The sequence below is a fragment of the Streptococcus suis genome (assembly GCF_016743335.1).
Lineage (GTDB): Bacteria > Bacillota > Bacilli > Lactobacillales > Streptococcaceae > Streptococcus > Streptococcus suis_Y.
Genome location: NZ_WCJE01000002.1, coordinates 40,855 through 64,633 on the forward strand (window position 1 = coordinate 40,855; position 23,779 = coordinate 64,633).

Consider the following 23,779-nt stretch of genomic DNA (forward strand, 5'->3'; position numbering starts at 1 on the left):
GTCTATTAGTTACTCCATACACTCTCAAGGATGTTGGTCTGTTCACGACCTGGTCCAACTGAGAAGGTTGAGATACGAACGCCTACCAATTCGCTGATACGACGAACATAGTTGCGAGCCGCTTCTGGCAATTCATCCAGGCTACGTACACCTGTGATGTCTTCAGACCAACCTGGCATTTCTTCGTAGATTGGTTTACAACGTTTGAGTTGCTCCAAACTTGCAGGATAATGGTCAATCCGCTCACCATCCAAGTCATAAGCCACGCAGATTTTCAAGGTCTCAAGACCTGACAAGACGTCAATCGAGTTGAGGGACAAGTTGGTAATACCAGATACACGGCGGCTGTGACGCATAACAACCGAGTCAAACCAACCAACACGACGTGGACGACCTGTTGTCGTACCGTATTCTTTACCGATTTCGCGGATACGGTCTCCGATTTCATCGTGCAATTCAGTTGGGAATGGTCCATCACCAACACGGCTAGTATAGGCCTTACATACACCAACAACCTTGTCAATCTTGCTTGGGCCGACACCGCTACCGATGGTCACACCACCAGCAACTGGGTTTGAAGACGTAACGAATGGATAGGTCCCTTGGTCAATATCCAACATAACCCCTTGCGCACCTTCAAACAAGACACGTTTACCTTGGTCGAGGGCATCATTCAAGATAACAGAGGTGTCTGTTACATATTTCTTGATTTCCTGACCATAAGCGTAGTATTCTTCAAAGATTTCGTCAAACTCGATTGGCGTTGACTCGTACATTTTCTCAAACAAACGGTTTTTCTCAGCCAGGTTTGTTTTCAAGCGCTCTGCAAAAATATCCTTGTCCAAGAGGTCTGCGATACGGATACCAACACGTGCAGCCTTGTCCATGTAAGCTGGACCGATACCCTTGTTGGTTGTACCAATCTTGTTCTCACCTTTGGATTCTTCCTGCAATTGGTCCAATTTGATATGGTAAGGCAAGATGACGTGTGCGCGGTCTGAAATACGCAAATTATCTGTTGTCACACCTGAATCATGGAGGTAGTTGATTTCCTTCACCAAAGATTTTGGATTGACAACTACGCCATTTCCGATAACCGAAATCTTTTCTGGGAAGAAAATTCCAGACGGAATCAAGTGCAACTTATACTTGGTACCGTCGATAACGATAGTATGTCCTGCATTATCTCCACCTTGATAGCGCGCGATTACTTCAGCATTAGCAGACAAGAAGTCTGTAATTTTACCCTTACCTTCGTCGCCCCATTGGGTTCCTACAACAACTACTGATGTCATATTCACTCTTTCTCTGAACTGGCTGACCAGCCCAGCCTTTCTTCTACTTCTGGCAGGAATCTCACCTGCAAGTTTCGTTTTACAATCCATTCTACCAAAAAACGAACATTTTTTCAAGAAATTCCAATATCTTCGTTTATGTCGGATATTGTTTCTTGTTTCATTATTTTCAATCTCAAAATACGAACAAATGCTTGTCCAGAACATTTTTAAAGTTGTTTTTAACAGAAATTCCCGAAGCCTCCTCATCCTTTCCTTATTACCATCTTCATTTTTTCTTTCAAAACGTAGCAGAAATTTGTATTTGTTTTATAAACTAGATAAAATTGGTGTAAGACACTATCAGAAATTGGACGAATTGCTTATGTTACAGAAATTATCCTCAAACAGCCCCATCCTCCAAGCCACCTTTGGTTTGGAACGGGAATCCTTACGGATGAATAACAACAACCGCGTGGCTCAGACGCCCCACCCTGAAAAATTGGGCTCACGCAGTTTTCACCCCTATATCCAGACAGACTACAGCGAGCCTCAGCTAGAGTTGATTACGCCTGTGGCTCATTCGACCAAGGAAGCCCGCCGTTTTCTTGGAGCCATTACGGATGTCGCTGTTCGCTCTATGAACAAAAGCGAATATCTTTGGCCCCTGTCCATGCCGCCTGTTATCTCAGAAGATGAGATTCAGATTGCCCAGCTGGAGAGCAACTACGAGTACCAATACCGTGTCGGCTTGGCAGACCGCTATGGCAAGCTCCTCCAATCCATGTCTGGCATTCATTTTAATTTTGAACTAGGAAAGGACCTGACCCAGCAACTCTTTGCAGTCAGTGGGTATGACGACCTTACCAGCTTTAAAAACGCCCTCTATCTCAAGCTAGCTCAGAACTTCTTACGCTACCGTTGGCTCTTGACCTACCTCTACGGAGCTAGCAGCCTGGCTGAGAAGGGATTTTTGACCGATGAGATTGGTTGTGTGCGGTCCATTCGCAATTCCAACTACGGCTATGTCAACGCCCCCGATGTCCATATCTCCTTCTCTTCTTTGGAGCAATATGTAACCGACATCGAAGAGGCAGTGGCTAGCGGTCAGCTATCTGCTGAAAAGGAATTTTACTCCGCTGTCCGCCTCCGTGGTGCCAAGACCAGCCGAGACTTTTTGACCAAAGGTATCACTTACTTAGAGTTCCGCAACTTCGACCTCAACCCCTTTGAGCCACTGGCTATTAGCCAAGAAACGCTGGACACCACCCACCTTTTTGCCCTAGCACTGCTCTGGCTTGATGATATGGACCAAGTAGATGAAGAGTTGGCTCAGGCAGCAGACCTCAACAACCGCATCGCCCTCAGCCACCCCCACACTCCCCTACCAGCAGAGGCAGACGCTAGCCCTATCCTGACTGCCATGACAGAAATTGTCACCCACTTTGGACTGGACGACTACTACAGCCAGCTCATCGCTCAAGTGGAGGCGGCTCTTCAAGACCCTCGCTTGACCCTTTCTGGAAAAATAGCAGAGCAGGTTGAAAACGGGTCTTTGGAAAGATTTGGCCAGCAACAAGGACGTGCCTTCCATGACTATGCTTGGACAGCCCCTTACGCCCTCAAGGGCTATGAAAACATGGAACTCTCCACCCAGATGATTCTCTTTGATGCCATTCAGCTGGGCTTGAATGTGGAGATTTTAGACGAGGAAGACCAGTTTCTCAAACTCTGGCATGGTGACCATGTTGAGTACATCAAAAATGGGAACATGACCTCCAAGGACAACTACGTCATTCCTCTCGCCATGGCCAACAAGGTTGTAACCAAGAAGATTTTGGACCAGGCTGGTTTTCCAGTACCTGCGGGAGCGGAATTTGCTAACAAGGAAGATGCCCTGCGGTATTACGGGCAGGTAGCCAGCTCTGCTATTGTTGTCAAACCAAAATCCACCAACTTCGGCCTCGGCATTTCTATCTTTCAAGAACCAGCCAGCCTTGTGGACTATGAAAAAGCCCTGGACATCGCCTTTTCGGAAGATAGCCATGTGCTTGTGGAGGAATTCGTAGCGGGGACCGAGTACCGCTTCTTCGTCCTGGACGGCAAATGCGAGGCTGTCCTGCTCCGCGTCGCAGCCAATGTCGTGGGGGACGGTAGCTCAACCATCCGTGAATTGGTGGACCAAAAAAACCAAGATCCACTGCGAGGGCGTGACCACCGTTCACCGCTTGAAATCATTAACTTGGGCGACATCGAACTGCTTATGTTGGAGCAACAGGGCTACACGCCTGATACAGTTTTGCCAGAGGGCGTTCAAGCATTTCTGCGTGGCAATTCTAATATCTCAACAGGTGGCGACTCCATCGATATGACCGACCAGATGGACGAGTCCTACAAGCAACTGGCCGCTGATATGGCGACTGCTATGGGAGCTTGGACTTGCGGTGTGGACTTGATTATCCCCGACCGCACCAAGCCAGCCAGTAAGGACGAGCCCAACTGCACCTGTATCGAGCTCAACTTCAACCCTGCCATGTACCTGCACACCTATACCTACGCAGGACCTGGGCAGAGCATTACACCGAAAATCTTGCGGAAGTTGTTTAAGGAAATATAATAACAAAGAGGCTGGGTAAAAAGTCCAGCCTCACTTCTCAGAGTTCGTGTCAACATCTCAGCGCAGTGGTTGATTGGCAGATTTGTTCGTATTTCATACTCCAAATCTGACCTAATCAACTGTGCGGGGGTGAGAAGACGAACTCTTTTTTGACCAATTGAGTTCTTTCTCACTCCCATTTTTTATATCTGTAAAAAACCTTCCCGTGGTTCTACCTTGAGCACCTGACAGACCTCGTACAAGTCTTTATCGCTCAAACCAGGGTATTGTTTGATAGACATGGTTTGCAGGTGGATTTTTGCAGCCTTGTCAACCGTTTCAATCAAGCCAAAACAATCTTGAAAATCTTTTCCAGTCGCTAAAATACCATGATAGGCCCAGACAACAATGCGGCAATGCTCCAGCTTTTCTACACTATGCTGAGCGATTGCCAGCGTTCCCGGCAATTCCCACGGTAAAATGCCAACGCCGTCTGGGAATACAACTATGCTCTCCGTCAACACTCTCCACAAAGGCAAGGTATATTCTTTATCATCCGGTGGAGATACCAGTGAGTAGGCCGTGGCATTGGGAGCATGATTGTGGACAACCACGCGATGAGACGGATCAACGGATAGCCGTTTTGCATGGGCTAACAAGTGCATATATAACTCACTGGTCGGACGTTTTTCTTCTTCAAACCCCCATAACACTTGATAGCCTGCTTCTGTCACCCGAATGACACCTGTATCGCGTTCTACATGATCTCTCAAAGTCCTAAAATGACTACCTGATGCAGTAATCAAAACATACTGACCAATCATTTCTGGAGGAATATCGGACAGCTCGACTTCTTTTTTTACAGCATAGGTCTTCAGATACTCCCTGTCCTCTTCCGGTAAAATGTAACTGACATTTCCCCCGTTATATTCATCCCAACCATGCAACCACATATCATAGGTCAGCTGACACAGCTCCTGCATGGATTGCGAATCTTTAAATTCTTTCATGTCCTTACTCCTTTCCTTTTCACAAATAAAAGATAGGGGTTCCCCTATCTTTTATTCAAAACCTTCGTCTTGTTTTTCTTGATTCCAGATAGGTCTTCTATGAATCAAATCGTCTATATCTCCGATTCGATGACCTTTTGAATAATAGCCATCCAAGATACCAAGTTTTTGGAAAACGGTTTGCTTGTAAGCAATTTCTGCGTTCCATTCAACCGTATCAAGAATTTGGAGAGCCTTGTTCAAAGCCTCCTCACCATCTGCTCCCGGAGTCAAAATCAAGACCCCGTGACTATCCAAAAGATACTCTTTTGGCAACTTACCATCCGTTGATAACAATTCCTGCCGAACAATTTCTGCCAATTCTGGAGTGGTATTCGGTGCAAAATCCAACACCTTAATATACTCGACCTTTTGAGTTGATTCTGTCAGGTTGGGCATATCTAAATGACTGGTTGCCCAAAACATAGCATTGGGAGCGTGGGCATGGAAAACACATTTGATTTCAGGATTTGTCCGGTAACATGCAAAGTGCATATTGATTTCACGCGTCACTTTCCCTTCACCAGCCACCACTTCCTCGGTGTCATAATCTACAACCAAGACTTGCGAAGGACTGATTTTTCCATGATAAGCTTCTGACATCATAGACGGTGTCATAATGATGTATTCTTTACCGTTTTTATCTTGCGTTTTGAAGGAAAAATTCCCTCCAGCCGTATTGGTATTTTTACGATAATAGGTCAGATGCACGGCATCAGCCAATGCCTTCCTCTCTTCCGAAAATAGAATTTTTCCACTCGCCATATGCTTACTCGCCTTTCTTTTTCCCTTCCCTCAAGGCAGCATAAATCTTTTCTGCTGTTTCACGTTTTTCTTTCTGGCTATCGTCGTATTCTTTGAACAAGACATCATAGCCGTTTCGATAAACTAGAAAGCTAATTCCAATTGCTAGCAAGTTAAAGGCATATACTCCTGTGTTTAACCCTAGCAGAAAGAGAACAACTGCCACTAATAATAATGTTAGCCAATATGCTTTTTTAGTTTTCATAACGTTTTGACGGTACTTCTTGTGCTGTCATTGTCTTATACAACCAAACAAAGAGTGCTAGGAAGAGAACCGCCCCTCCAATACCGAGTATATTACCATTGAACGCTTCCGCAAACAAGATACGGAGTTCTGGTGCTTCAATAGTGGACCAAGTAATCAACTGACCTTTTTCTACCTCAACTGCACCAGTTGAATTTGCTAAGCCTGTCAAAATAGGAGCAAAATACGTTGCACTGTAAAGGTAGAGTGGAAGGTAGATGACACCGAGGATCATCATACGTGCCAAGTTACCACCTGTAAGCAAGAGGCCTCCTACTGCAATAGAGTAGTTCAATACCCCTGCGATTGGCAATACGGTATTTCCTGGCAAGATGAGAGAGTAACCGATGAAGATTGGCACCATGAGGATAAGAGTTACCCATACTTCTGAACGCCCTGCCAACAATGGCCAGTCCATACCAATATAAACTTCACGGTCGTTGAAGCGTTTTTTCATAAACTCTGACATAGCATCAGCTAATGGAGAAAGGGACTGCATAAAGAGCTTACTTACCATTGGGAAGAGGGCCATGGCAGTAGCAACTTGAATACCCAAGTTCAATGAATTTGAAACGGTGTAGGCACCTGCAAAACCTAGGCAGACACCAATGATGAAGCCCATTACTGAGTTTTCAGAGAAGATACCGATTTTCTTACGAAGAGCATCTGTATCAGCTTTTTTATTCAAGAATGGTACTTTATCCATCAATTTGTTCACTGGCAACATGAAGACAGCAGATAGGTTCATACAGTGGGTAACCGTTACCATTGGAATACCTGTCAGGTCTTCAATGTGTTTTTGGAACATATCTCCCATTTTCAATTCTAAAATAACCTGAATAGCTGCCACCAAGAAGCCAGCCCATAAATGACCACTCACATAATATACCAAGTAACCAGTCAAGGCTTTCCCCCAAACGTTCCACATATCCACGTTCAAGGTCTTTGTCCAATTCAAACTAAGCATCAACACGTTGATAGCAATTTGAACAGCAAAGAAGGTGAAAGCAAAGGTCCAAGACCATACAATACTAGCTGCACCAGTCCATCCCAAGTCAAGTGCTGGAAGGGAGATGCCTGTATTCAAAGCTAAGGCTTCAGAAGCTGGTGATACGGCATTGGACATGAAACCAATAATCATCCCCATACCTGTGAAGGCTACCCCCAATGTAATGGCGGAGATGAAAGCTTTTTTAAATTTCATCCCTACCAACAAGCCCAGTACAAGAATAATGAGCGGAACAAAGATTGCGGATCCTAAATTCAATATCCATTGAATGATATCTTGAAAGACTCCCATTGTCATTCTCCTTTATAATGTATTTTGATTGATTCCTTATTTTTTAGTTGCCTCTACGATTTCTTCGTAAACGCTATCGACACCCATGCCTGTCAAGAATGGTACACCTGGAAAAACAGATACTCCAAGACGTTCTGCTTCTTCCAAAACCTCTGTTTCTGGCTTGGCGATATAGACGTAGATACTTGCCTGTGGCAATTCGTTTAAAATTGACTTATAATCAACTGCTTCTACTGGATAACTAATGTTGTCATCTTCAAAACGAGTTTTTATTTTCTCTGCAATGGTTGTACTGGTTGCAACACCACTACCGCACGCTACAATTAGTTTTCTTGCCATAAGGCTGTCTCCTTTATAAATAATGATTTAGTAATTGATACATATCCAAAGGCGTTTCCGCTTGAATAAATTGGTGAGTAAATGCTTCCTGCGAAAATATATCCATGAGTGCCGCCAACAGCCCAACCTGTCCTTTTGGATCCTTAATGCCTAGGAACAAGAAATACTGACAGGTCATCTCAGAATTATCTCCCATTTGCAACATATTTATCGGTTGGCTGTTTTTGACAACATAGATAAATGGTCGCTCGATAACATGAGGGTCTGTATGCGGTATTGCAATGTTAACATGACGTGTCTTGAGGCCTGTAGGAAATTCTCGCTCCCTTTCTAACAAAGCCTCAAGGTACTGATCTGTAACGTATCCTTTTTCTTTTAACTCCTTTCCAATTAATTGAAACAGGTCAGTATGCTCGGAAACATTACAATCCAATCGAATCAAATCAGCTTGCAACATATCTTTATACATTTTTTCACCTCTTTTTTGTTAACTTTTTGTTAATCTTTTGTTATAATATGATTATAAACCATTTATTTATCGTTGTCAACGCTTTCAGTTAAAATTTTGTGTCTTTTTGTTAATCATTTGTTACACAAAATGGTTTTTATCTCCCTTTGACTTATGATATGATAGAAAGAATAAGGGGAACTATCCTATATAGAAAGGAAACAATAGTATGAAAGCTAATCGGCAAAAGGAAATCTTAGACATCACCGACCGAGCCGAAATCATTTCTTATTCAGACCTCGCCCAAGAACTTGGTGTTTCTATCATGACCATTCGGCGAGATATCAATGAATTAGAAAAACAACAAAAAATCATCAAAGAGCACGGTGGTGTACGTAAAGTGGCCCGTGTCAAACCGACCTATGAAAAATTAACACTGAACACTAAGGAAAAAGAAGAAATCGCGGTAACTGCTAATGCGATGATTCGTCCTGATAGCGTCATCTATCTGGGAGCAGGGACGACCATTCTTTCCTTGGCCAAACACTTGCGAAACGACCACAAACACATTATCACCAATAGCCTGATTACGTTTAACTGGCTCATTGATCATCACTTTAAAAATGTCCATTTGACAGGAGGAGAATTCTACCCTAAAACAGCTGAATTCCATGGCCTACACGCAGAAAAACTCATTCAAAACTTTTCAATCGATTATGCTTTTTTGGCAACCAATGGTGTTTCTGAAAACAATATGACTACTTTTTCTCCCTCAGCTGGACGCTTGCAAACTGAAGTCATGAAACAAACAAAAGAAACCTACTTGGTCATCGACCACACCAAATTTGGAAAGAGTGATTCCTACATTTTTGGTAAGTTGGATCAATTAACCGCCATTATTACCGATAAAGGTGTCAGCTCTGCTACCAAGGAGCACTACGAAGCATATACACCGATTATTTCTTAGTTTAACTAGAAAGGATTTCCCCTATGGTTCTCATCGTTACCTTAAATCCCTCTGTTGACCTGCTTTATTTTGAACCGCAATTTACACTTGGCAAACACAATCGTTTCAACCCTTCTACCATTATGGCTGCGGGCAAAGGAATCAACTGTTCCCGTGCCCTTTCGCATCTGGGAATCAACGCAACTTCACTGGCTCTGGTAGGTGGAAAAACAGGTGACTTTTTCAAGCAACATTTGGAAGCGGAAACGTTCCACTCTCTCTATATTCCTGTAGAAGATGAAACCAGACACTCCATTACAATCATGCACAACCAAGGGACCCATACAGAAATTGTAGAAGCTGGTCCAAAAGTTAGCTCAGAATTGAAAACGACCATTTTCAACCGAATCTTAGACATTGCCAAACAAGAAAAACCTTCCATTATCTCCCTTAACGGCTCTGTTCATTCTGATGACCCTTCTTTTTATGATGAACTCATCCAGTTACTCCGAGAGGACTTGGATTTTCCTATTACCATTGTGACTGATTTTTCACGTCAGGCCTTGTACAACGTTGTCCACAAAGCCCCCTACAAGCCTGACTTCATCAAGCCGAACATTCATGAGTTTTCCGAGTTGGTTGGTCAGGAATTGTCTTCAAAAGAAGAAGTTCTTACCCACCTACAGACCAACCCGTCACCTATTCCCTACACGCTGGTATCCTGCGGTGGTCAAGGTGCAATTGCTCAATTCAATGGCCAACTCTACGATGTAACTGCTCCTACGATTGACTTGGTAAATCCAACGGGATCTGGTGATGCTTCTGTCGCTGGAGCGATATACGCATTTGCTAACAAGCTAGACGATGAAAGCATTATTCGTTATGCTATCGCTAGCGGAACAGCCAATGCCATGGAAAACGGAGTGGGGGTAGCACCAAAAGAAATCGTGCAACGTTTACTAGATCAAGTCACCATTCGTCCCATTACACATGACAACTAACCTCGGAATAAGCCGAGGTTTTCTTTTTCAAAAAACCTCTCCCTTTCCCCATTTTCCCCACTTGTGCTATAATAATCCTTATGGATAAAATTATTAAGACACTATCAAAAAGCGGGCATTTCCGTGCCTTTGTGCTAGACAGCACAGAAACCGTAAAAACGGCTCAAGAAAAACACGACACTATGGCGTCGTCCACCGTTGCTCTAGGCCGCACCCTCATCGCCAATCAGATCTTGGCTGCCAATGAAAAAGGCGACACCAAGATCACCCTGAAAATCTTGGCCAGCGGTGCTGTTGGGGCTATCATCTCCGTTGCTAATACCAAAGGTCAGGTCAAGGGCTACATTCAAAATCCAGACTTGGACTACAAACGGACCTCAACTGGCGAAGTCATCGTTGGACCTCTTGTAGGCAATGGGCAATTCCTGGTTATCACAGACTACGGAACAGGTCATCCTTACAACTCCATGACGCCATTGATTTCTGGTGAAATCGGTGAAGACTTTGCCTACTTCCTAACAGACAGCCAGCAGACACCTTCTGCGGTGGGACTGAACGTGTTATTAGACGAAGAAGATAAAGTCAAGGTTGCTGGCGGATTCTTACTACAAGTTCTTCCAGGTGCGACTGAGGCTGAAATTGCCCGTTTCGAGAAACGCATCCAGGAAATGCCTGCCATTTCAAGCTTGCTGGCTTCTGAAAACCACATAGAAGCTCTGCTATCCGCCATTTATGGCGACGACGACTTCAAACGCCTGTCAGAAGAGGAAATCGGCTTTGTCTGCGACTGCTCTAAGGACCGCTTCCTCGATGCTCTAGCTAGCCTGCCAAAAGCGGACCTGCAAGAGATGAAAGAGGAGGACAAGGGCGTGGACATCACCTGTCAATTCTGCCAGACCCATTACCACTTTGACGAAAACGATTTGGAGGAACTCATCAATGGCTAATCTCAACACCCCTTTCATGATTGGTGATGTGGAAATCCCCAATCGCTGCGTGCTGGCCCCAATGGCTGGCGTGACCAACTCGGCCTTCCGCACCATTGCCAAGGAAATGGGAGCAGGTCTGGTCGTTATGGAAATGATTTCTGAAAAAGGCCTTCTCTACAACAACGAGAAGACCCTCCATATGCTCCATATCGACGACAACGAATACCCTATGTCCATCCAGCTTTTCGGTGGCGATGCCGAAGGACTAAAACGGGCTGCTGACTTCATCCAAACCAACACCAAGGCTAATATCGTAGATATTAACATGGGCTGCCCTGTTAACAAGGTCGTTAAAAACGAAGCTGGTGCCAAGTGGCTCAAGGACCCCGACAAGATTTACCACATCATCAAGGAAGTGACCTCAGTCCTCAATATTCCCTTGACTGTTAAAATGCGGACCGGTTGGAACAATACCGACCTGGCGGTCGAAAATGCCCTGGCCGCAGAAAGTGCCGGTGTGTCTGCCCTGGCCATGCACGGACGGACCCGCGAGCAGATGTACACAGGAACGGTTGACCTAGAAACCTTGACCAAGGTGGCTGGCAGCCTGACCAAGATTCCTTTCATCGCAAATGGTGACATCCACACTGTAGAAGATGCCCGCCAACGAATCGAGGAAGTCGGAGCTGATGCCGTCATGGTCGGACGGACTGCTATGGGAAATCCTTACATCTTCAACCAAATCAACCACTATCTTGAAACAGGAGAAGTCTTACCTGACCTTTCTTTTGAAGATAAACTTAGCGTCGCCTTCGATCACTTGACCCGCCTAACCAATCTCAAAGGCGAATCCATTGCCGTTCGCGAATTCCGTGGCCTTGCTCCCCACTATCTTCGTGGCTCAGCAGGTGCTGCCAAGATCCGTGGAGCCGTTGCCCGAGCAGAGACTATCGAGCAGGTCCAAGAACTCTTTGACCAAGCACGAGAAGCCTATCAAGAACGGATTGCTAAATAAGATAAACTGGCAGGTTAAAACTCGCTAACAATGAAACAGAAAAACGCATAAAGCCAAGATGATAACTTGATTTTATGCGTTTTTTCTGTATGAGCACATTATTCCTGCTCAGCAAAAAAGTCAACAAAGGCAGGAGCAATGTAATCCTGGTATTGTTGAGGATGTTCACGAATGAGGGTTGCTGAAATACCAAATTTTCTAGGACTGAAATGCGCTTGATAGCCTCGACTGTGCAGTTCCTGAGCGTATTCTTCCTCAGACACATAGAAAACTGGTACTTGATGTTCTGACAAGTCCAACAAAGCAAGCAAGCGGTCTAGCCAAAGGTCCCAACCATCTGGATAGGGAGGCAAGTCCGTTTCATCCAGGGCACGAACTTCGACAAAATCATCTTCCTTAAACTGCTCTTGAGCAAATTGAAATCGTTTGGTCAGGTCTAAACCTATCCTATCCCCACGATCCCTATCATAGCCTGAAACCACCACACAAACCTGACCACAGGCCAACTTTGCTCGCTCGATCAAATCCAAATGTCCCTTGTGCATGGGAGCAAAGGTTCCGAAAACAACAGCTATGGTTTGATTCATAGATTTCCTTTCTAATCGTTAAAGAGGCGAGCAAGCTCACCTCTCCAACTATTTCATGCGTTTTTCAAAACGGAAGAATAATTCTGCATCTGGAAAGGATAGCAACACAAGCACTCCTTATCCCTTTACCACATCAAACTTGAGCTCTTCACCCTTGACCCCAACCTTCAAGGTCGAACTAGTAGTCAAGTCACCACGGAGCAACATCTCTGCTAATGGATCTTCCAACTTGGTCTGCAAGAGTCTACGAAGAGGACGAGCCCCCATTTCTGGGTCATAACCTTGTTTAGCAAATAACTTAAGGGCTGACGGTTGCAGTTTAAGAGTAATTCCTTTCTCAGCTGTTACAGCCAACAAAGGTTTAATCATGACCTTGACAACATCCTGCATATGAGTTTCCGTTAGGCTATGGAAGACAACTTTCTCGTCAATACGGTTGATAAATTCTGGACGATAGGCTTTTTTCAATTCCTCAAAAATGCGTTTCTCCACTTCCTTGTGGTCCTTAGATAAATCAAGGGCACCAAAACCAACTGTCTTATCATCACGAAGGGCTGTTGCTCCAAGGTTTGACGTCATGATAATAATGGTATTTGAGAAATCAACCTTACGTCCCTTACTGTCCGTCAGAACACCATCATCCAAGACCTGCAAGAGAACATTGAAAATATCTGGATGAGCCTTTTCAACCTCATCAAAAAGAAGAACAGAATAAGGTTTGTTACGAACTTTTTCCGTCAATTCGCCACCTTCTTCATAGCCCACGTAGCCTGGAGGCGCTCCATTGAGACGGCTGGCCGCAAATTTCTCCATATACTCAGACATATCAAAACGGATAAGAGCAGATTCATCATCAAAGAGAACCTCTGCCAAGGCTTTAGCAAGCTCTGTCTTACCGACACCAGTTGGTCCCAAGAACATAAAGGAACCAATCGGTCTGCGACCTGTACGAATCCCTGACTGATTACGGCGAATAGCTCTGCTAACTGCAGAAATAGCTTCTTCCTGCCCAATCACACGCTTGTGCAATTCTGCTTCCAGATTCAGATACTTCTTAGTATCTGATTGGCTAAGCTTGGCTACTGGGATACCTGACAAGCGACTAAGTGTTTCTAAAACATCTTCTTCTGTTACTTCAAGGTCATAGTTTTGACTAGCCTCGGCATCTTCTTTCGTTTTAATCAACAGCTTGCTGACAGTCTTATATTTTTTATCCATCAAGGCCTTGTCTATGCTCGTCAGTCCTGTTTCCTCAGCCTGCCCTTTCACTCGATTTTGTACCGTTGCACTGGCTTCATCCAGCAGATCAATGGCTGAATCTGGCAGGTTTTTACTGGTCAAATACCGCTTAGCGTAGGTTACAGCAACCTCTACAGCCCTATCTCCAATACGGACCCTATGGTATTTCTCAAAAGTCCCTTTTAGACCAGACAAAATGGCAATGCTATCTTCCACAGTCGGCTCTTCAATGGTCACTTTGGCAAAACGACGAACCAGGGCTGCGTCTTTCTCAATATGCTTTTGGTACTCTGTCTGAGTCGTCGCTCCGACCGTACGGAGGGTGCCACGAGCAAGAGCTGGTTTGAGGATATTGGCTGCATCCAAGGTTGAATCAATCCCTGAGCCAGAACCCATAATGGTATGCAACTCATCGATGAAAAGGATGACCTGACCATCTTCCTCGATGTCGTTGATGATATTATTCATCCGCTCTTCGAAATCACCACGGAAACGAGTTCCAGCGATAACGTTCATCAAGTCAAATTCCAAAACCCGCATCTTAGCCAAGCTGACAGGGACATCACCTGCAGCAACACGTTGAGCAAGACCCAAAGCAAGCGCAGTTTTTCCGACACCAGCATCACCAACTAGAACTGGGTTATTCTTAGTTTTACGTGATAGAATTTGGATCATCCGTGCAATCTCAGCGTCTCGACCGATGACAGGTTCAATCTTCCCTTCACGCGCCAAAGCTGTCAAATCACGAGTGTAGTCTTCTAATCCACCACTTTGAGGCGCTGGGGGCATTCCCATCATCTGTCCCATATTGGCAGGTTTGGCTTTGCCACCCTTCATCACACTGCGGATAGCTTTAAGGTCCTCTTTGGTAAATCCCGCACGTGCCTCCAAGTTTTTACGCAAATCCAAGAAACGAAACTTATCATCTGAGTCTTCAAAACAAAAACCTACCTTGTCCAAAATCTGACTAGCTGTTGACCGCTTGTCCAACAACATAGCCATAAACAAATGTTCCGTTCCCAGCTCCTTAGCCTTGACGACTTCTGCAATTTTCTTGGCAAAACTAGCCGTTTCATCCAAACGTTTAGAAGATGGTAAAATACGAAAACTATCCAACTCTTCACGATAGACCTTGTCGGTCACAACAAAAGTTGCATGTTCATAGTCAGAAATTGAAATAGGATATTCTGCCAAAACAGCGCCAGCGACTGTATCATGGTTGATAACGAAAGACAAGAGAACATGCCAGGTTTCCAAGTAATCACAGGCATAACGTTGAGCCACTAACTGGGCATCTTCAAAAACCCGCTGTAAACCAGTTGAAATTTTCATGAATTATTCCTCTTTCCTATCTAAACGTCGTAGTATTTGACGCATCATGCGTGCTCGAATGGTACTTGCATCTTTTCCTAATATTTCATCAGATCCTGTGGACAAAAAGAGATTGCCTTCTCGTTCTGTCATCAATCCTTCATCAAAAAGGAGCTGTAAAATATCCGCATAAACCGTCGCAGACAACTGCTCGCCCATATTGTTTAACAAATCATGGACCAGTTCGTGCTTATCCGAAAAGGTAATCCGCCCAATTCGGATATAACCACCACCACCACGCTTACTCTCAACAATATAGCCACGGCTGGCTGTAAAACGGGTTTTAATGACGTAGTTAATCTGACTTGGCACCACTTCAAACCGACTGGCCAATTCACTTCGACGCAACTCAGCTACACTGACTTGGTCCAAGATGGCTTTGATATGCTCTTCTATATAATCCGATGTATTCTTCATCGCCATAGTATCGCCTCTTTCTTTGACTATCTTTGACCATTATACCTTAAAATGACGAATTTTGAAAGCAAAAGCCTAGCAACTAGCGTAGCAGAATTTTGAAATCTGCTCTGCTTTATCCTATAATAAAAGAAAAAAACAGAAAGGACTAGGGCTTCCGTATTTAGTTGAACTGAATACGGGCTACGGACTGGACCAAAAAGATAAACGAGAACTAGTCGTCGTTCTGTTTCCTATTTTGTCTGTTTCCGCTTAACGCCCTTTATATCTTATACCATGAACTTTCAAGATTACATTCAAGACTTTACAAGTGTGACTGTGGAGCAGGCACAGAACCTTCTAGCCGCCAAAGAGGGGGCTGTTCTCTTCATCGGACGAGCAACCTGTCCTTACTGCAACCGCTTTGCACCAAAACTCCACAACGTCTACCAAGACAAGCAAGTGACCGTTCACTTCCTTGACTCCAGCCAAATCAGTTCAGAACTCCAGGCCCTCCGTGACCACTACCAAGTACCTACTGTACCTGGTCTCCTCGTCGCAAAAGCAAGCGGCGTCCAAGTCCGCTGCGATTCCAGCATGACCGAAGAAGAAATTGCGGCTTTTATTCAAGGCTAATGCTATACATTTCCTACCAAGCCAACACCTTCCACATATCTCATCACGGAAGACCAGTCGGCAACATCCATACCTATAGCAACCCCTACCACCAAGCCAATATCTATCTGCGACTAGATTTGGTTAATTTCGATTGCACCATAGCAGAGCAGCTCTTCCAGTCCCTACAGACTTCCTTAGGCGGAAAACCTCTTCAAGTTATGCTCTCCTCTGCAGAGCAGGAAAGAATCCATTTCCTTACCGCAGCTGGCTTTGTCTGCAAGCGGAAATGTTATGAGTTCGAAGTGACCAAGCAAGACTATCTCAGTCAAACAGGCACTTCCAACTTAAGCACAGTCCGCAAAGGCACCGCACCTTATCAAATAGCCTGTCAGCAACTTTTTGACCACTATCAAGCAGTTCATCAAGACATCAACCCGTGGACTGCCAGTCAAGAAGAATTCGAGAAGGACTTACCTGACCTGGTTTATACAGACTCAGAAAATTGTGCCTTCATAGAAAACAATGAAATTGCCTACGTTTGTGGAAAAGATAAACAAAGCTTTGGTTCCTTCATCCAAGCAGTTATTTGCCAACTATTTGAACAGTATGAGCAAATTAGCTTTGAGGCTGATGACTGCGATTCCATTGCTATGCGTCTAGCTAACCAATTCCAATTTTCAGACAAGCCCAGCTGGGATACCTACATTTTAGACAGATAGCAAAAAGCACCGACCACATGGCCGGTGCTTTTTAAGGAGATTATGAAAAATATTTAGGATTGATACTAGTATAACTCACTCAACCTGTTCAGGCATCAGCCTTAAGACCGATTTTACAAAAAAGAACTCCCTTTCGGAAGTTCTTGAATTGTCGAGTAGTCTATCAGTTTGCTTTTATAGTAGTTTGAATTAGGAAAAGGACAGTTTTAAGTTATAGTGTTAATAACCCACTCCTAAAATAACTTTAGAGTTCTCAAATTGACAAACTTAGATATATCCTGTTTCTAATTCACTCGACTATAGTAATCGCTTCAAAGGTTTGGGGAACCTTTGAAGGCTAGAGATAGTGCGAACCAAGTTCGCTTCAAAAGAGCCGTACAGCTTGTAAAGCAAGTCACATTCGTGAAGTACAGCTCTCAATATGAAAAGAACCCCCTTTCGGAAGTTCTTGACTATTCATTATTTACCAAGAGCTGCTGCCATTGTCGCTGCAACTTCTGCTTCAAAGTCGTTTGAAGCTTTCTCGATACCTTCGCCTACTTCGAAACGAGCAAATTCTACAACTGAAGCGTTCACTGAGTTCAAGTAAGCTTCAACTGTTTTGCTGTCGTCCATGATGTAAACTTGTGCAAGAAGTGTGTAAGCTTGGTCAACTTGAGTGTTGTCAAGCAAGAAGCGATCCATTTTACCTGGGATGATTTTGTCCCAGATTTTTTCTGGTTTGCCTTCTGCTGCTAATTCTGCTTTGATAGCTTCTTCAGCTGCTGCAATCACTTCGTCAGTCAATTGAGCTTTTGAACCGTATTTCAACAATGGCAATGCTGGTTTGTCAACCATTGCACGGCTTTCGTTGTCTTGTTCGATTTTGTGGTTGATTTGTGCCAACTCATCTTTAACGAATTGCTCGTCCAATTCAGTGTAAGAAAGAACAGTTGGTTTCATCGCAGCGATGTGCATTGAGATTTGTTTTGCAAGAGTCTCATCGCCACCGTCGATAACTGAGATAACACCGATACGGCCGCCGTTGTGTTGGTATGCACCAAATGCTTGAGCATCTGTTTTTTCAACCAAAGCAAAGCGACGGAATGAGATTTTCTCACCAATAGTTGCAGTTGCGTTTACGTATGCTTCTTCAAGAGTTTCACCTGAAGGCATAGCCAATTTAAGAGCTGCTTCGTTATCAGCTGGTTTACCTTCTGCAATTACTTTAGCAGTAGTGTTTACCAATTCAACGAATTGAGCGTTTTTCGCAACAAAGTCTGTTTCAGCGTTAACTTCAACAACTGCTGCTACGTTACCATCAACATAAACACCAGTCAAACCTTCAGCTGCTACACGGTCAGCTTTCTTAGCTGCCTTAGCCATACCTTTTTCGCGAAGCAATTCAATCGCTTTTTCGATATCACCTTCAGTTTCAACCAATGCTTTTTTAGCGTCCATAACGCCAGCACCTGATTTTTCACGCAATTCTTTAACGAGAGCTGCTGTAATTTCTGCCATGTCTATTCTCCTTGTTTGTATTTATAAAATAGAGGAGCGGGCTCAGCCCTGCCCCTCTAGGATTGTTTTTGTGTTTGATAAATGATGTAGAATGTACTCGGACTAAAAAGCTAGAATTTAGATATATCTAACGCTTTTCTTAATGTCTTCGTTACTTATTCAATTGTACTCAGGCTAAAATCTTAGTGAAAAAGATAAACTTCCTTGTATGCAAGCATATTGCGTCAGTTGCCTATTTTCGCTTTTGAGTTTTTATGTTCAAACTTTTACAGTCCACTGGACTGTAAAACTCATACAGATTTCTAAACGCCTTCGTTACTTATTTTCCTTCTACAACTTCAACCAATTCTTCGATTGATTCTGTAGATGCTGGCTCAGTTGCCAATTCAGCTTCAACTGCTGCTACGCTGTCTTCACCTTGGTTGCCTTCGATGATAGCGTCAGCCATTTTAGCTGTGATCAATTTAACAGCACGGATAGCGTCATCGTTAGCTGGGATGATTACATCGATATCATCTGGATCTGTGTTTGTGTCAACCATCGCTACAACTGGGATACCCAATTTCTTAGCTTCTTTAACAGCGATTTGCTCTTTGTGTGGGTCAACGACGAACATTACGTCTGGAATGCGTGGCATATCAGCGATACCGCCCAAGAATTTTTCAAGACGAGCACGTTGTTTGTTCAACAATGCTACTTCTTTCTTAGGAAGCACTTCAAAAGTTCCATCTTCTTCCATACGGTTGATTTCTTTCAAACGAGCGATACGTTTTTGGATTGTACCCCAGTTTGTAAGAGTTCCACCCAACCAACGGTGGTTGATGAAGTATTGACCAGCGCGGATAGCTTCGTCTTTAACAGCTTCAGCAGCTTGTTTTTTTGTACCTACGAACAAGATAACTGCGTCGTTTGCTGCAGCGTCACGGATGAATTCGTAAGCTTGGTCAGCCAATTTTACAGTTTGTTGCAAGTCGATAACGTGGATACCGTTACGCTCTGTGAAGATGTACTTAGCCATCTTAGGATTCCAGCGACGAGTTTGGTGACCGAAGTGTACACCAGCCTCAAGAAGTTGTTTCATTGAAATTACTGCCATGAGTATTTCTCCTTTTTGTTTTTTCTCCTCTCCCGAACTTCGACTTGCAGCCCAACCTTTCGGCAACAAGACCACAATTGGTCCGAGATGAGTATTTGTTGCACAGCAACTCTATTAGTATATCAGAATACCTGTCTATTTTCAAGCAAAATAGTAGAGAAATTCATGAAACTCTGCCATCAAATCCGATTCCTGATTTTATTCAAAGTAGGTTTCGGCAACCACCGCATAGGTCCCTGCAACAACATCCATTTTTTCTAACTGACCGTTAGCATTGATCCTGTAAAAACCTGCTGCTGGGGCTACATTAGGATCAGTCCCCTTCACATTTGGACTGCTGTGGTCTTCTCTAACCTCAATGTAAACCAATCCATCGGATGACTGAACATTTGTAACCACGTGTGATAGAAAATCATCTTTCGTAAAAAGTACGCCATATCTTGTAGCTGCATGCGCCTTGGCCCAGTTAGCAGCCTGTTCGATTGTCAAATTCTTGGTGTCTACAGAAGTATTGGTGGCAGTCACAGAACTGATTTCAGTTGCTACTGTTGAACTTCCACCGAGGACCAAGTTTTCAAAGAAAGCTTGTAATTCCTGGTTCTTAGTTGGTCGGAAATACAAACGCTTCTCTGGGTTGCCTTGATTTTGCTCGGTAATCCAAGCAATCAACTGACCATCTTTAATCGTAAAGAGATACAGATGAGCCAATTGTGATTTTGAAGCTTCAATATCCGAATAGATCCCAACTACTGCTGTTTTTCCTGCCTCTACTTGACCAGTTTCACTCCAAACTAGGTCAGGAGTTTCTCCTAGAAAATCAGGCGTCATTTGCTGCCCTGAGCCACTGAGAACACCTGAGGGCAAGGTCACACCAAAAAAGTCTCCCGTACGACTTGGGCTATAGGATACATAATTTTGGGGAGGCGAGAATGAAGATCCCCACTGGTCAACCACAAAATTCCTCAAAACCTCTGCCTTGCCAGCATCCCAAGGACCGACCTGACTACTTAAACTGCTGGACGTAGATGTTGTGGAACTTTTAGTTGATGTACTGGAACTAGTACTTGTCGAGCTAGAGCTAGCCCTTTCTTTAGATGAGGACACTGCCTCCTGCTTCTGATTTCCGCAAGCTGTTAACATACTTGCAAGAACCATCACAACAAAACTTGATGCGATCAAATTCCGCTTCATTTCCTATCTCCTTTTTCACACTAATCATCCACGCGGTAGAAGTTTTTTGACTAACGCCTCTAGCACTTATGGAGTTCTGGACATTTGCTTGTATTTACATTATCGACAAATGTTCATTTTCCACTTGACCAAATTCACTATTTAAGGTAGAATATTCTTTGTTATGGCGGTATAGCCAAGTGGTAAGGCACGGCTCTGCAAAAGCTTGATCGTCGGTTCAAATCCGTCTACCGCCTTTATTATAGGAATTTATCCGAATTTATACAAGTCAAAAGCCCGATTTTTCGGGCTTTTTTTGATTTTTCATTCGGTTAAATTCGGTTAAGTTTGGTAAAGTTGGTGGGCAAATGGTGGGCAAATTTCTATCTACAATCTAAAGGCGAAAAATATAAAAGAAATCGAAAAAAGTTTTTAAAAACACTTGACTACTGCTAAAAATAACGGTATAATAGATACATAAGGTAAGGGGAGGTTACCTTAGACAAGGAAACGAACAGAAAGGAGTACTAAATGTTTAGGTACTTAAAAAAGCCAATCAAGATTAGAACTGATAAGCTGGTCATCAAACTCAATCTTATCATTCTAACTCTTGAATGGCACATAGAATTGGATAGTGAGTAATCACTATCCACCCCTTCGGGGGTGTACTTAAATATTATCAAAAAATGCTATGAAAGTAAAATACAAAGTAAACAAACATGGTTTTGACTGGAAAGCCTTCTTGGTGTGGTCATTGCTGATTGCATTGCTACTCTGGTTGGTTTTCAAATAAGGAGTATCTATGATCCAAGTATTATCCAAGGAAGAAATGATGAACTTCTTCCAGACACATTCGCGCTATCAAATTGCACAAGCTACAGGTCTTTCTGAGTCCACCTTGGCAAACTACGTCAAAGGTCGGACTGATGTTGGCGGTATGTCTTTTGATAAAGTTATCAAAATAACAGAATACTACAATAGTTTGCATGGAAAGAAATATGGTTACAGAGACCCTAAACTAAAATAGGGTCTTTTTGTGTCCGTAAAAACGGCAATTTTTAAAAATGTCCGTGATAAAGGCAAGTATTTTGCTATCGAATTTTGAAAAAACGCTATTTTTTTGAAATTCGGGCAACAAAAAAAGCCCAGCAGACCGCTGGGCTGAAATTATTTTAGACCTTTGATTAGTTTGTTAACTGTCTCGTCATCCAAGCGGTCTAGATTTGACTTGTGTTGGAAATTATCAAAAGTCGCTTGGGAGATTTGCATATGTGGTACACCCTTGTCCCAAAATGCGACAGGGTCTTTTGCGTCAAGCAAAGCGTAAAATGTACCGCCTGCAACTAATGCAATCCCTCGTCCTGGTGCTGAAATTGTAAACATATCTTGTTCCTCTACTTTCTTTTCTTCTGGTGCCTGTGCACCATTTTTTAGTTGGTCCAAATAACTCTGGACATTTTGCTTAAACCCTACCCAGTTACCATTATCCAATATTCGGTGTGGGCAATATTTGCCAGACCAATCTTGATGCTTGCGGATGCGGTCAACGCCCCAACCCATCTGATGCAAAATAATCGCTGCTAATTTAGCTCCGTTATCCTCAGCTTTTGCATATTTAGGATGCCCAGGAGTCAGACTATAACAAATCTCAATACCGATTGACTTCCGGTTTCCGTTGCCACTGCCACCGTCACCGCAATGCCAAGCGTTACGATTGTGTGGAATGGCTTGGATAGCCTGCGCATCATCAACAGCCCAGTGATAAGATACCTCGTTCCCATTACCAACCATGTAACTGATTTCAGCCAACGCAGAAGCGTTATTAGCTGTATTGTGGATAGTGATATACTCTGCGGTCATTGTGTAAGGACATTTGATATCTTGCTTTTCTGATGGTACAAGCATTTGAACCATTTTAAGGCCTAGATTACTCATGTTCTACTCCTTTACCATCTAAATCATCCGGCTCCGCAAATGTATGCCGGGCAATATTGTCTTGATATTTTTCCTCGTCAAATTCTAAAATTTCGTCAAATTGCATGATTAGTCCTCCTTAATAAAATCGATTTTCCCCTCATCCAAATCTACTTTAATCTTTTCAGACTGGATAATACCGGCAGAATTTTTTCTGGCATCAAGGGTTTTAGGTTCACTTCTAACTAATTTTTCAAGCGCGACAATCACATTTGCAAAAATGCTTGTATCCCCTTTTGCTTTACCGTAGTTTTCAACCAAACTCTTAAAAGTCAAGATTAGATAACCAACGTAAATTGTGTATAGGAAGGCCACACCTGTTTGTTCAGGCAGCAAGACAGACATCGGAATCAATACAGTAAGTAAGATAATCCCCATCATCTTGCGAATCAGGCCGTTAATACCGATTTTAGATTGATAATCTATATCTGGATTAATCATTGCAGCAAACGTACCTGACAAAAAATCAACAATTTCCATGACCACAATTAACCCAAGCAAAAAGAGGACTAGACCGTCCTCTGTTGCAATAAGTTCTCGTAGAAAATCAAACATTCCTGCAGGATGCGGTGGCATTTTAGATAACATTATAACCATGCTTTACGCCTCCGCTCCTGCTGTCGGGTCTGTCCAGTCTGGATTTCCGTTTTCATCAAATTTCATGATCCAATATTCCTCACTGAGCATATCAGCGATATTAATTGTCGCAGCGGTACCCCCCCATTGATTGAAAGCCCAGATAGTTTCCACATCGACAAATTTACGGCGACCATTCACAATTGCAGGACGTTTCTGCACGTCACGGTACATATAGAAGTCTTGCGTTGCCGACTTACAACGGATAAATTCTCCATGTTCTTTCATGTAGGTCAGCGCTGTTGCAAGGTCAAATGGTTGTGTTGTTTCTTCGAGGTTAAGCAATGTGTTGTTAGTAGTTTCAGTCATGATTTTCTCCTTCAATGATTTCGTCCTCTGGTTTAGTAGCTTCATCTAGTTGCTGAGTCAAATCTGCAATCTGCTCCTGCAGACTAGCGATGTTCTGCTGTGCCTCAGTTAGTTGCACAGCGAGCAAGTTCTTCGTCGTCATTTCCTCGGACAGTTTCGTCACGAGGTCGTTATTAGTCAAGCGTAGCGCTTGGTTGATTAGTTCTTGTTGCATATACT

At 43.5% G+C, this 23,779-nt stretch carries 25 protein-coding genes and 1 tRNA gene; 9 read left to right on the forward strand and 17 right to left on the reverse strand.

Annotation, left to right across the window (positions count from 1 at the left end; genetic code table 11):
- Positions 1 to 5 precede the first annotated feature (5 nt).
- On the reverse strand, positions 6 to 1,295 hold the full coding sequence (locus F9856_RS01035) for an adenylosuccinate synthase (RefSeq protein WP_202105445.1): 1,290 nt from the start codon (positions 1,293 to 1,295) through the stop codon (positions 6 to 8).
- Positions 1,296 to 1,659: 364 nt separating this feature from the next.
- Between F9856_RS01035 and gshAB the strand changes: the two genes are divergently transcribed.
- Positions 1,660 to 3,891, forward strand: coding sequence for a bifunctional glutamate--cysteine ligase GshA/glutathione synthetase GshB (gene gshAB / locus F9856_RS01040; RefSeq protein WP_202105446.1), 2,232 nt, complete (start codon positions 1,660 to 1,662; stop codon positions 3,889 to 3,891).
- Positions 3,892 to 4,073: 182 nt separating this feature from the next.
- On the opposite strand, the gene rhaD is transcribed toward gshAB, so the two are convergent.
- The 6 genes from rhaD to F9856_RS01070 are packed head-to-tail and all read right to left on the reverse strand — an operon-like array spanning position 4,074 to position 8,075.
- A complete protein-coding gene (rhaD, locus tag F9856_RS01045) occupies positions 4,074 to 4,880 on the reverse strand; it encodes a rhamnulose-1-phosphate aldolase (RefSeq protein WP_170239027.1) in 807 nt (268 codons plus the stop codon).
- A 51-nt stretch (positions 4,881 to 4,931) separates the two neighbouring features.
- Positions 4,932 to 5,684: a class II aldolase/adducin family protein gene (locus F9856_RS01050; protein ID WP_099778385.1), complete on the reverse strand. Its 753-nt coding sequence runs from the start codon at positions 5,682 to 5,684 to the stop codon at positions 4,932 to 4,934.
- 4 nt (positions 5,685 to 5,688) lie between these two features.
- Entirely contained in the window at positions 5,689 to 5,928 is a 240-nt protein-coding gene (locus F9856_RS01055; protein WP_105112100.1) for a hypothetical protein, read from the reverse strand.
- Positions 5,918 to 7,267, reverse strand: coding sequence for a PTS galactitol transporter subunit IIC (locus F9856_RS01060; RefSeq protein WP_104929502.1), 1,350 nt, complete (start codon positions 7,265 to 7,267; stop codon positions 5,918 to 5,920). The genes F9856_RS01055 and F9856_RS01060 overlap by 11 nt, the downstream gene beginning before the upstream one ends.
- A gap of 36 nt (positions 7,268 to 7,303) precedes the next feature.
- Positions 7,304 to 7,606, reverse strand: a complete 303-nt coding sequence (locus tag F9856_RS01065; protein WP_024377731.1) for a PTS sugar transporter subunit IIB — start codon at positions 7,604 to 7,606, stop codon at positions 7,304 to 7,306.
- A 13-nt stretch (positions 7,607 to 7,619) separates the two neighbouring features.
- The gene (locus tag F9856_RS01070) at positions 7,620 to 8,075 is read right to left on the reverse strand and encodes a PTS sugar transporter subunit IIA (RefSeq protein WP_202105447.1); all 456 of its coding nucleotides are present in this window, start codon (positions 8,073 to 8,075) and stop codon (positions 7,620 to 7,622) included.
- A gap of 208 nt (positions 8,076 to 8,283) precedes the next feature.
- On the opposite strand from F9856_RS01070, the gene F9856_RS01075 reads away from it, so the two are divergent.
- From F9856_RS01075 to dusB, 4 genes are all read left to right on the forward strand, one after another.
- Positions 8,284 to 9,021 (forward strand): DeoR/GlpR family DNA-binding transcription regulator, encoded by a 738-nt coding sequence (locus tag F9856_RS01075; RefSeq protein ID WP_202105448.1) that lies wholly within the window; start codon positions 8,284 to 8,286, stop codon positions 9,019 to 9,021.
- 23 nt (positions 9,022 to 9,044) lie between these two features.
- Entirely contained in the window at positions 9,045 to 10,001 is a 957-nt protein-coding gene (locus F9856_RS01080) for a 1-phosphofructokinase family hexose kinase (protein ID WP_202105449.1), read from the forward strand.
- A gap of 80 nt (positions 10,002 to 10,081) precedes the next feature.
- Positions 10,082 to 10,948: an Hsp33 family molecular chaperone HslO gene (gene hslO / locus F9856_RS01085; RefSeq protein WP_105133986.1), complete on the forward strand. Its 867-nt coding sequence runs from the start codon at positions 10,082 to 10,084 to the stop codon at positions 10,946 to 10,948.
- Positions 10,941 to 11,945 (forward strand): tRNA dihydrouridine synthase DusB, encoded by a 1,005-nt coding sequence (gene dusB / locus F9856_RS01090; RefSeq protein WP_202105450.1) that lies wholly within the window; start codon positions 10,941 to 10,943, stop codon positions 11,943 to 11,945. The genes hslO and dusB overlap by 8 nt, the downstream gene beginning before the upstream one ends.
- 98 nt (positions 11,946 to 12,043) lie before the next feature.
- Here the strand turns inward: dusB and F9856_RS01095 are convergent, their stop codons facing one another.
- From F9856_RS01095 to F9856_RS01105, 3 genes are all read right to left on the reverse strand, one after another.
- Positions 12,044 to 12,532, reverse strand: a complete 489-nt coding sequence (locus tag F9856_RS01095; protein ID WP_029185626.1) for an adenylyltransferase/cytidyltransferase family protein — start codon at positions 12,530 to 12,532, stop codon at positions 12,044 to 12,046.
- Positions 12,533 to 12,649: 117 nt separating this feature from the next.
- Complete coding sequence (locus tag F9856_RS01100) at positions 12,650 to 15,103, reverse strand: ATP-dependent Clp protease ATP-binding subunit (RefSeq protein WP_202105451.1); 2,454 nt, start codon at positions 15,101 to 15,103, stop codon at positions 12,650 to 12,652.
- A gap of 3 nt (positions 15,104 to 15,106) precedes the next feature.
- On the reverse strand, positions 15,107 to 15,565 hold the full coding sequence (locus tag F9856_RS01105) for a CtsR family transcriptional regulator (protein WP_002937810.1): 459 nt from the start codon (positions 15,563 to 15,565) through the stop codon (positions 15,107 to 15,109).
- Between the two features lie 270 nt (positions 15,566 to 15,835).
- Between F9856_RS01105 and F9856_RS01110 the strand changes: the two genes are divergently transcribed.
- A complete protein-coding gene (locus tag F9856_RS01110; RefSeq protein WP_099778394.1) occupies positions 15,836 to 16,174 on the forward strand; it encodes a thioredoxin domain-containing protein in 339 nt (112 codons plus the stop codon).
- The gene (locus tag F9856_RS01115) at positions 16,174 to 16,875 is read left to right on the forward strand and encodes a GNAT family acetyltransferase (protein ID WP_202105452.1); all 702 of its coding nucleotides are present in this window, start codon (positions 16,174 to 16,176) and stop codon (positions 16,873 to 16,875) included. The genes F9856_RS01110 and F9856_RS01115 overlap by 1 nt, the downstream gene beginning before the upstream one ends.
- A gap of 459 nt (positions 16,876 to 17,334) precedes the next feature.
- Here the strand turns inward: F9856_RS01115 and tsf are convergent, their stop codons facing one another.
- From tsf to F9856_RS01130, 3 genes are all read right to left on the reverse strand, one after another.
- Positions 17,335 to 18,375 carry a translation elongation factor Ts gene (gene tsf, locus F9856_RS01120; RefSeq protein WP_024377741.1) on the reverse strand — a complete coding sequence of 347 codons (1,041 nt, stop codon included), beginning with the start codon at positions 18,373 to 18,375 and terminating at the stop codon, positions 17,335 to 17,337.
- 319 nt (positions 18,376 to 18,694) lie between these two features.
- Positions 18,695 to 19,471, reverse strand: a complete 777-nt coding sequence (rpsB, locus tag F9856_RS01125; RefSeq protein ID WP_029176166.1) for a 30S ribosomal protein S2 — start codon at positions 19,469 to 19,471, stop codon at positions 18,695 to 18,697.
- Positions 19,472 to 19,669: 198 nt separating this feature from the next.
- Positions 19,670 to 20,662: a DUF4767 domain-containing protein gene (locus tag F9856_RS01130; protein WP_202105453.1), complete on the reverse strand. Its 993-nt coding sequence runs from the start codon at positions 20,660 to 20,662 to the stop codon at positions 19,670 to 19,672.
- A gap of 165 nt (positions 20,663 to 20,827) precedes the next feature.
- Here F9856_RS01130 and F9856_RS01135 point away from each other — a divergent pair.
- Positions 20,828 to 20,898: transfer RNA gene (locus F9856_RS01135), tRNA-Cys, on the forward strand.
- Positions 20,899 to 21,443: 545 nt separating this feature from the next.
- Positions 21,444 to 21,668 carry a helix-turn-helix domain-containing protein gene (locus tag F9856_RS01140; RefSeq protein ID WP_024398726.1) on the forward strand — a complete coding sequence of 75 codons (225 nt, stop codon included), beginning with the start codon at positions 21,444 to 21,446 and terminating at the stop codon, positions 21,666 to 21,668.
- A 140-nt stretch (positions 21,669 to 21,808) separates the two neighbouring features.
- Here the strand turns inward: F9856_RS01140 and F9856_RS01145 are convergent, their stop codons facing one another.
- The 4 genes from F9856_RS01145 to F9856_RS01160 form a co-directional block, all read right to left on the reverse strand.
- On the reverse strand, positions 21,809 to 22,576 hold the full coding sequence (locus F9856_RS01145; protein WP_202105454.1) for an N-acetylmuramoyl-L-alanine amidase family protein: 768 nt from the start codon (positions 22,574 to 22,576) through the stop codon (positions 21,809 to 21,811).
- Between the two features lie 108 nt (positions 22,577 to 22,684).
- Entirely contained in the window at positions 22,685 to 23,170 is a 486-nt protein-coding gene (locus F9856_RS01150; RefSeq protein ID WP_202105519.1) for a phage holin family protein, read from the reverse strand.
- 45 nt (positions 23,171 to 23,215) lie between these two features.
- Positions 23,216 to 23,560, reverse strand: coding sequence for a hypothetical protein (locus F9856_RS01155; RefSeq protein WP_202105455.1), 345 nt, complete (start codon positions 23,558 to 23,560; stop codon positions 23,216 to 23,218).
- Positions 23,553 to 23,774 (reverse strand): hypothetical protein, encoded by a 222-nt coding sequence (locus F9856_RS01160; protein WP_202105456.1) that lies wholly within the window; start codon positions 23,772 to 23,774, stop codon positions 23,553 to 23,555. Before F9856_RS01160 ends, F9856_RS01155 begins: the two co-directional genes overlap by 8 nt.
- Positions 23,775 to 23,779 lie beyond the last annotated feature (5 nt).

Excerpts from the sequence above, each read along its gene's own strand:
- F9856_RS01105 (WP_002937810.1), bottom strand. The coding sequence starts at position 15,565 with ATGGCGATGAAGAATACATCGGATTATATAGAAGAGCATATCAAAGCC.
- F9856_RS01155 (WP_202105455.1), bottom strand. The coding sequence starts at position 23,560 with ATGACTGAAACTACTAACAACACATTGCTTAACCTCGAAGAAACAACA.
- F9856_RS01130 (WP_202105453.1), bottom strand. The coding sequence starts at position 20,662 with ATGAAGCGGAATTTGATCGCATCAAGTTTTGTTGTGATGGTTCTTGCA.
- F9856_RS01115 (WP_202105452.1), top strand. The coding sequence starts at position 16,174 with ATGCTATACATTTCCTACCAAGCCAACACCTTCCACATATCTCATCAC.
- F9856_RS01035 (WP_202105445.1), bottom strand. The coding sequence starts at position 1,295 with ATGACATCAGTAGTTGTTGTAGGAACCCAATGGGGCGACGAAGGTAAG.
- F9856_RS01050 (WP_099778385.1), bottom strand. The coding sequence starts at position 5,684 with ATGGCGAGTGGAAAAATTCTATTTTCGGAAGAGAGGAAGGCATTGGCT.
- F9856_RS01110 (WP_099778394.1), top strand. The coding sequence starts at position 15,836 with ATGAACTTTCAAGATTACATTCAAGACTTTACAAGTGTGACTGTGGAG.
- F9856_RS01080 (WP_202105449.1), top strand. The coding sequence starts at position 9,045 with ATGGTTCTCATCGTTACCTTAAATCCCTCTGTTGACCTGCTTTATTTT.
- F9856_RS01160 (WP_202105456.1), bottom strand. The coding sequence starts at position 23,774 with ATGCAACAAGAACTAATCAACCAAGCGCTACGCTTGACTAATAACGAC.
- F9856_RS01145 (WP_202105454.1), bottom strand. The coding sequence starts at position 22,576 with ATGAGTAATCTAGGCCTTAAAATGGTTCAAATGCTTGTACCATCAGAA.
- hslO (WP_105133986.1), top strand. The coding sequence starts at position 10,082 with ATGGATAAAATTATTAAGACACTATCAAAAAGCGGGCATTTCCGTGCC.
- F9856_RS01150 (WP_202105519.1), bottom strand. The coding sequence starts at position 23,170 with ATGTTTGATTTTCTACGAGAACTTATTGCAACAGAGGACGGTCTAGTC.
- F9856_RS01100 (WP_202105451.1), bottom strand. The coding sequence starts at position 15,103 with ATGAAAATTTCAACTGGTTTACAGCGGGTTTTTGAAGATGCCCAGTTA.
- F9856_RS01060 (WP_104929502.1), bottom strand. The coding sequence starts at position 7,267 with ATGGGAGTCTTTCAAGATATCATTCAATGGATATTGAATTTAGGATCC.
- tsf (WP_024377741.1), bottom strand. The coding sequence starts at position 18,375 with ATGGCAGAAATTACAGCAGCTCTCGTTAAAGAATTGCGTGAAAAATCA.
- rpsB (WP_029176166.1), bottom strand. The coding sequence starts at position 19,471 with ATGGCAGTAATTTCAATGAAACAACTTCTTGAGGCTGGTGTACACTTC.
- F9856_RS01075 (WP_202105448.1), top strand. The coding sequence starts at position 8,284 with ATGAAAGCTAATCGGCAAAAGGAAATCTTAGACATCACCGACCGAGCC.
- F9856_RS01095 (WP_029185626.1), bottom strand. The coding sequence starts at position 12,532 with ATGAATCAAACCATAGCTGTTGTTTTCGGAACCTTTGCTCCCATGCAC.
- rhaD (WP_170239027.1), bottom strand. The coding sequence starts at position 4,880 with ATGAAAGAATTTAAAGATTCGCAATCCATGCAGGAGCTGTGTCAGCTG.
- gshAB (WP_202105446.1), top strand. The coding sequence starts at position 1,660 with ATGTTACAGAAATTATCCTCAAACAGCCCCATCCTCCAAGCCACCTTT.
- F9856_RS01065 (WP_024377731.1), bottom strand. The coding sequence starts at position 7,606 with ATGGCAAGAAAACTAATTGTAGCGTGCGGTAGTGGTGTTGCAACCAGT.
- F9856_RS01055 (WP_105112100.1), bottom strand. The coding sequence starts at position 5,928 with ATGAAAACTAAAAAAGCATATTGGCTAACATTATTATTAGTGGCAGTT.
- dusB (WP_202105450.1), top strand. The coding sequence starts at position 10,941 with ATGGCTAATCTCAACACCCCTTTCATGATTGGTGATGTGGAAATCCCC.
- F9856_RS01140 (WP_024398726.1), top strand. The coding sequence starts at position 21,444 with ATGATCCAAGTATTATCCAAGGAAGAAATGATGAACTTCTTCCAGACA.
- F9856_RS01070 (WP_202105447.1), bottom strand. The coding sequence starts at position 8,075 with ATGTATAAAGATATGTTGCAAGCTGATTTGATTCGATTGGATTGTAAT.